At 63.6% G+C, this 5,762-nt stretch carries 7 protein-coding genes; 3 read left to right on the forward strand and 4 right to left on the reverse strand.

All coding sequences use genetic code 11. The features are described 5' to 3' along the window. Both ADK28_RS06345 and clcB read left to right on the forward strand, forming a co-directional pair. Nucleotides 1–304: CBS domain-containing protein (locus ADK28_RS06345; RefSeq protein WP_048795200.1), on the forward strand; the 304-nt coding region annotated here is incomplete at its 5' end. Between the two features lie 125 nt (nt 305–429). Next, complete coding sequence (gene clcB, locus ADK28_RS06350; RefSeq protein WP_033640447.1) at nt 430–1,731, forward strand: voltage-gated ClC-type chloride channel ClcB; 1,302 nt, start codon at nt 430–432, stop codon at nt 1,729–1,731. Here the strand turns inward: clcB and ADK28_RS06355 are convergent. Next, complete coding sequence (locus ADK28_RS06355) at nt 1,728–2,120, reverse strand: helix-turn-helix domain-containing protein (protein WP_033640449.1); 393 nt, start codon at nt 2,118–2,120, stop codon at nt 1,728–1,730. The genes clcB and ADK28_RS06355 overlap by 4 nt on opposite strands. Before the next feature lie 69 nt (nt 2,121–2,189). Between ADK28_RS06355 and ADK28_RS06360 the strand changes: the two genes are divergently transcribed. Next, nucleotides 2,190–2,684 carry a DUF2938 family protein gene (locus tag ADK28_RS06360; RefSeq protein ID WP_033640450.1) on the forward strand — a complete coding sequence of 165 codons (495 nt, stop codon included), beginning with the start codon at nt 2,190–2,192 and terminating at the stop codon, nt 2,682–2,684. A 6-nt stretch (nt 2,685–2,690) separates the two neighbouring features. Here ADK28_RS06360 and bioD read toward each other — a convergent pair whose 3' ends face one another. The 3 genes from bioD to ADK28_RS06375 form a co-directional block, all read right to left on the reverse strand. Beyond that, nucleotides 2,691–3,356: a dethiobiotin synthase gene (gene bioD, locus ADK28_RS06365; protein ID WP_033640451.1), complete on the reverse strand. Its 666-nt coding sequence runs from the start codon at nt 3,354–3,356 to the stop codon at nt 2,691–2,693. Between the two features lie 144 nt (nt 3,357–3,500). Then, a complete protein-coding gene (gene mlc, locus ADK28_RS06370; protein WP_016927865.1) occupies nt 3,501–4,718 on the reverse strand; it encodes a sugar metabolism global transcriptional regulator Mlc in 1,218 nt (405 codons plus the stop codon). Between the two features lie 159 nt (nt 4,719–4,877). Then, on the reverse strand, nt 4,878–5,762 hold an 885-nt coding region (locus ADK28_RS06375; RefSeq protein ID WP_065429411.1), incomplete at its 5' end, for a LysR family transcriptional regulator.

Genomic DNA, 5,762 nt, shown 5'->3' on the forward strand with positions numbered 1-5,762 from the left:
GATGGACGATATCGACGCCCGCTCGGTGACGGTGGTGGACGCCGACGGCAAACCGCTGGGCTACGTCAAACGCCGTGAGGCGCGCGGCGCGCCCGGGGTGTGCGCCGACAGCCTGCACCGCTTTCGCGTCACCGCCCGCGCGGAGGAGAACCTGCGCGTAGTGCTGTCCAAGCTGTACGAACACAACACCTCCTGGATGCCGATCGTCGATGAAGACGGCCGCTACAGCGGCGAAATCTCGCAGGATTATATCGCCGACTACCTCAGTTCCGGCCGCACGCGCCGGGTGTTGACGCCGCAATAACCCCCGCCGGGGCGCTCGCCGCCCCGCCTATGCCGCAGTTTGCTAAAGATTCACTGGTCATCGGCCGGAGCGCCAAGCACAATGCGCTGATGACCCTTTGATTTTTCTCACGACGCCGCCCACGCATGAAAAGATTGGTCCACCTGCACCACTATCGCGCCCTGCTGCGCAGCCTGTTTATCGCCGTGTTTATCGGCGTCGCCGCCGCCCTGGCGGTGTGGCTGTTCCACCGTTCGATGATTGGCCTCGAGTGGCTGCTGCTCGGCAATGCCGACGGCAGCCTGGTGGCCGCCGCCGCCGCGCTGCCCGGCTGGCGACGCGCGCTGACGCCCGCGCTGGGCGGTCTGGCGGCGGGCCTGCTGCTGTATATTCACCAGCGCTACCGTCACCAGCGTCCGGCGGCGCCCACCGACTATATGGAAGCGATTGAGACCGGCAACGGCAAGCTGGATACCGGCGCCAGTCTGGTGAAGTGTCTGGCGTCGCTGCTGGTGGTGTCGAGCGGCAGCGCCATCGGCCGTGAAGGCGCGATGATCCTGCTGGCGGCGCTGGTGGGATCGCTCTTCGCCCAGCGCTTTACGCACGAGAAAGAATGGAAACTGTGGGTGGCCTGCGCCGCCGCCGCCGGGATGGCCAGCGCCTATCATGCGCCGTTGGCGGGCAGCCTGTTTATCGCCGAGATCCTGTTCGGCACCCTGATGCTGGCCTCGCTCGGCCCGGTCGTGATCGCCGCAGTGAGCGCCCTGCTGATGACCAACCTGCTCAACGGCGGCCAGGCGCCGCTCTACCTGGTGACGCCGCTCTCCGCCCCTCTGCCGACGCAATACCTGCTGATGGCGCTGGTCGGCGTGGTGGCCGGCGCCGGCGGGCCGCTGTTTTTGTGGTTGATGACCGCCACCGGCCGCGCGTTCCGATCGCTGCGGTTGAAGCCGCCGTTGCAGCTGGCGCTGGGCGGCCTGATCGTCGGGCTGCTTTCGCTGCTGTTCCCGCAGGTGTGGGGCAACGGTTACAGCGTGGTGCAGGCGCTGCTGATCGCGCCGCCGGGGGTGTTGCTGCTGGGGGCGATCCTGGTATGCAAGCTGTTGGCGATCCTCGCCAGCAGCGGGTCGGGCGCGCCCGGCGGGGTCTTCACCCCGACGCTGTTCGTCGGCGCCGCGCTCGGTTCTATCATCGGTCAGCTGTTCGGCCTGTGGCCGGGCATGGATGCGGCGGTGCCGCTGCTGCTGGCGCTGACCGGCATGGCCACCCTGCTGGCCGCCACCACCCATGCGCCGATCATGGCGGCGCTGATGGTGTTTGAAATGACCGGCGAATACGCGCTGCTGCCCGGCATTCTGCTGGCCTGCGTGATCGCCACCACCGTGTCGCGCGGCCTGCGGCCGGTATCGGTATACCACACCGCGCCACCACCCAAACGCGAGGCTTAAAACTCTCCCTGCTGCAGCAGCTTCCTGAACTGCGGGCACTGCAGGTGTTCCGGTTCAGGGCAATCGACCATGTGCTGCAAACCGGCGCGCACCTGCCCCAGACGCCGCAGGGTGTGATCCAGTTCTTCAATCCGCGCCGCCAGCAGCCGGCGATCGAGGGCAATGCGTCCCCGCTCGTCAAACAGCGAGGCGATCTCGTCCAGCGTAAATCCCGCCAGCCGCCCGAGGGCGATCAGCTTCAGTTGATCCAGCACCCCAGCGGCGTATTGGCGACGTAAACCATTGCGGCCTATCGACGCGATCAGCCCTTTTTTCTCGTAATGCCGCAGCGCCGAGGGCGCAATACCGCTCAAAAGCGCCACCTCGCCAATATCCAGTTCTTTTGCCATTGACTTGAAGTCGACTTTAAGTTGCACACTGTGCGCACATTATCACGTTACTGAGTTAAGGACACCCGCATGACCCTCGATATGTTAGCGCGCATTCTGTTCATCGGCGCCGGCGCCACCCTCTGCATGGATTTGTGGGCGTTGCTGCTGAAGCGACGCTTCGGCATCCCTTCCCTCGATTACGCGCTGGTGGGCCGCTGGTTTCTCGGCATGTTCGACGGCCGCTGGTTTCACGCCACCATCGTCACGGCGCCGCCGCGCCAGGGCGAGAGAAAAATCGGCTGGATATTGCACTATGCCATCGGCATCGCGTTCGCCTTTATCCCGCTCGGCTTGGCGGGCATCGAGTGGTACGCAGCGCCGACGCCGATCGTCGCGATGTTGAGCGGCTGGCTGAGTCTGGCGGCGCCGTTTCTGGTGATGCAGCCTGCGCTGGGCTTTGGCGTGGCGGCGGCCAAAACCGCCAACCCGAGAAGAGCGCGGTTGCTCAGCCTGCTCACCCACACGGTGTATGGGCTGGGCCTGCTGATCGCCGCCCGGTTGTTGGCGGCGCTTTGCGCCTGAGCGAGCTTACAGCAGCGTGGAAATGTCGAGGTAGTGCGCCAGTTCGCGCTGCTCCGCGCGCGGCAGGTACGGAATTTCACCCAGCAGCGGCGCGGAAATGCGCTGCTGCAGCGCCGCGATGGTTTCGGCATAGTGCGCCAACCCCGGATTGATGCGGTTGGCGACCCAGCCCAACAACGGCAGGCCGTCATTGATAATCGACTGTGCGGTCAGCAACGCGTGGCTGACGCAGCCCAGCTTGATGCCCACCACCAGCACCACCGGCAGCTGTTCCTGCACCACCCACTCGGCGTAAGGCCGCAGATCGTTCATCAGCACCCGCCAACCGCCGCTGCCTTCCACCACCACCGTATCGGCTTTGGCTGACAGATCCCGCAGACCGCTGCTCATCACGCCATAGTTGATGTCCTCGGTCGCATGCGCGTGAAACACCTCATCCAGGCAGGTGATGGGATTGATCTCCTCGTAGGACAGCGGCAGGGTTGAAGATGCCTGCAATACCAAAGCGTCTTTATTGCGGATGCCCTCGCTGGTTTCCTGGCAGCGCGCGGCGATCGGCTTGTAACCGGCCACCGAACGGCCTTCGGCGGCCAGCGCCTGCATCAACCCGCGGGAAACCACGGTTTTACCGACGTCGGTATCCGTGCCTGTCACAAATAAACGCTTCAACATGAATAAAATGCCCCAGAATGCCCCGTTAACAATGTATCGCCGCACCGGCGGCGAAGAAGTCTTTCGGAAAAATTCTAGGGGATGCTGCCGCGTAGGGGCTTGAGGTAGCTCAATCTTTTGCAGGATTAATAAGAAGTTCTGATGTTAGCCTTGCAGCAGTTGCACCAGCAATGAACCATTGTACAGCGCCTCTTTCACCAGCGCCGCGCCGGGCATGGTGCCCTGATTGAAGAACTGCGTGGATTCGACCTTGACCTGCTCGCTGTAGGCCGGCAGCGCCTGCTGGCGAATGCAGGAGACGATGGCCGGGTGCAATATCTCCGCCGCGCGGTTGAGCGGCGAGCCCACCAGGATCTTCTCCGGATTGAACAGGTTGACCATGATAGCCAGAATGCGCCCCACGCTGTGACCGACGCCGAGAATGATGTCCCGCGCCAGCTGATCGCCCGCCAGCGCGGCGTCGCACAGCGATTCGACGGTCAGCGGCGCGCCGTGCAGGCTGGAGCTCATCGAGCCGCTCAGCCGCTGCTGGGCGATCTCCAGCATGTTCTCGATGCTGGCCACGGTTTCGAGACAGCCGTGGTTGCCGCAGTAGCAGCGTTTGCCGTAGGGATCGACCTGGGTGTGGCCGATCTCCACCACGCTGTGGCTGCCGGCGTGCAGCACGTGGCCGCCGGTGATCACGCCGGCGCCGACGTTGTGGTCGATCACCACCTGAATCACGTTCTGGCTGCCGCGCGAGGCGCCATATAGCGCCTCGGCCATGGTCCAGGCGCTGATGTCGTGCTGCAGGTAAACCGGCAGACCGGTGCGGGTTTCCAGCGCCGGGCCGAGCGGCATCTCCAGCACGTCGTAAAACGGCATGCGGTGCACCACGCCGGACTGCACGTCGATCATGCCCGGCAGCGTAATGGCGATCGCCGTCAGCCGCTCCAGCTTGCTTTGGTGGCGGATAAAGAATTGGTCGACTTCGGTCAGGATGCGTTTCAGCAGCGGTTCGGGGTGTTCGGCCGCCAGCGGCAGCTGCTCCTCCACCACCAGTTTACTGCTGAGATCGCGCAGCGCCAGCGTGATGCTGCCGCGGCTGATACGGGCGGACAGGTAATGCCAGGCCTCGGTGTCCAGCACCAGCCCCACCGCCGGGCGGCCCCGGCTGCCGATTTCCTGGTACTCGGTTTCCTTGACCAGATGGGCTTCCAGCAGTTCGCGCACGATCTTGGTGATGCTGGCGGGCGCCAGCTGCGCGCGTTTTGACAGTTCGATACGCGAAATCGGGCCCAGCTGATCGATTAGCCGATAAACCGCCCCCGCATTGGTCTGCTTGATTTGATCGATATGCCCAGGCTGCCCAACCGCAATCACAAACCTGCTCCTACAATTTTTCGCGCTTCTAAATAAAGACTAGGGGTTATGGTGGGGCTTTTGTCATACAGCGTCAACTATTTGATTAGTTATGTGATTTGCTGCACAAATTCCTCGCAATTTCAGCGTGAATTGATTTTTATTTGCCCAAGTTCAACGTCATTTCAGCATCAACGCCATCAGCGCCTGCGCGGCAGCGGTCAGCGGCCGGCGGCGGTGATGCACCAGCCACACTTCGGTGGTGGCGTCCGGTTCCGCCAGCGGCAAATAGCGCACGCCGTCCACCCTCACCCGGGCGAAAGACGCCGGCAGAATCGAGACGCCCAATCCGGCGGAGACCAGCCCGATGATGGTCATCGCTTCCCCCACTTCCTGGGTGATATACGGGGTAATGCCGGCTTTGCCGAGCAGCAGCAGAATTTCGTCGTACAGCGCGGTGCCCACTTCGCGCGAGAAGAACACGAACGGCTCCCGCGCCAAGTGTTGAAACCGCAGCGCGCCGCCGGGCGTTTCCGCCAGCGGATGCCCTTCCGGCACCACCGCCACCAGCGGCTCACGCAGCAGCAGCTGATAGCGCAGCGCCTCCGGCAGCCGCGTATTGCGCATCACCCCCAGATCCAGCTCACCATTCAGCAGCGGTTCGATCTGCTGTTTGGTGTTGATTTCGCGCATCTTGATGTGCACCTGCGGGGACTGCTGGCGAAAGGCGCGCAGGCTGCGCGCCACCACGCCGATAAAGGGTGCGGAAGAAGTAAAGCCGATGGTCATTTCCCCCAGTTCGCCGCGATCCAGGCGCGCCGCCTTTTCCGCCGCGCGCCCGACCTGATCGAGCACCTGATAGGCTTCTTTGAGGAACATCTCCCCGGCTTGCGTCAAGCTGACGTTGCGGTTGTTGCGCGCCAGCAAGCGCGCGCCGACCATCTCTTCCAGCGCCTGAATTTGCTGGCTGAGCGGCGGCTGGGAGATGCGCAACCGCTCGGCGGCGCGGCCAAAATGCAGCTCTTCCGCCACGGCGATAAAATAACGCAGGTGTCTCAGTTCGAT

It is taken from the genome of Serratia sp. 506_PEND (assembly GCF_001076875.1).
GTDB lineage: Bacteria > Pseudomonadota > Gammaproteobacteria > Enterobacterales > Enterobacteriaceae > Serratia > Serratia marcescens.

Coding starts and splice junctions, on each gene's coding strand:
- bioD (WP_033640451.1), bottom strand. CDS start 3,356: ATGTTGAAGCGTTTATTTGTGACAGGCACGGATACCGACGTCGGTAAA.
- ADK28_RS06360 (WP_033640450.1), top strand. CDS start 2,190: ATGACCCTCGATATGTTAGCGCGCATTCTGTTCATCGGCGCCGGCGCC.
- clcB (WP_033640447.1), top strand. CDS start 430: ATGAAAAGATTGGTCCACCTGCACCACTATCGCGCCCTGCTGCGCAGC.
- ADK28_RS06355 (WP_033640449.1), bottom strand. CDS start 2,120: ATGGCAAAAGAACTGGATATTGGCGAGGTGGCGCTTTTGAGCGGTATT.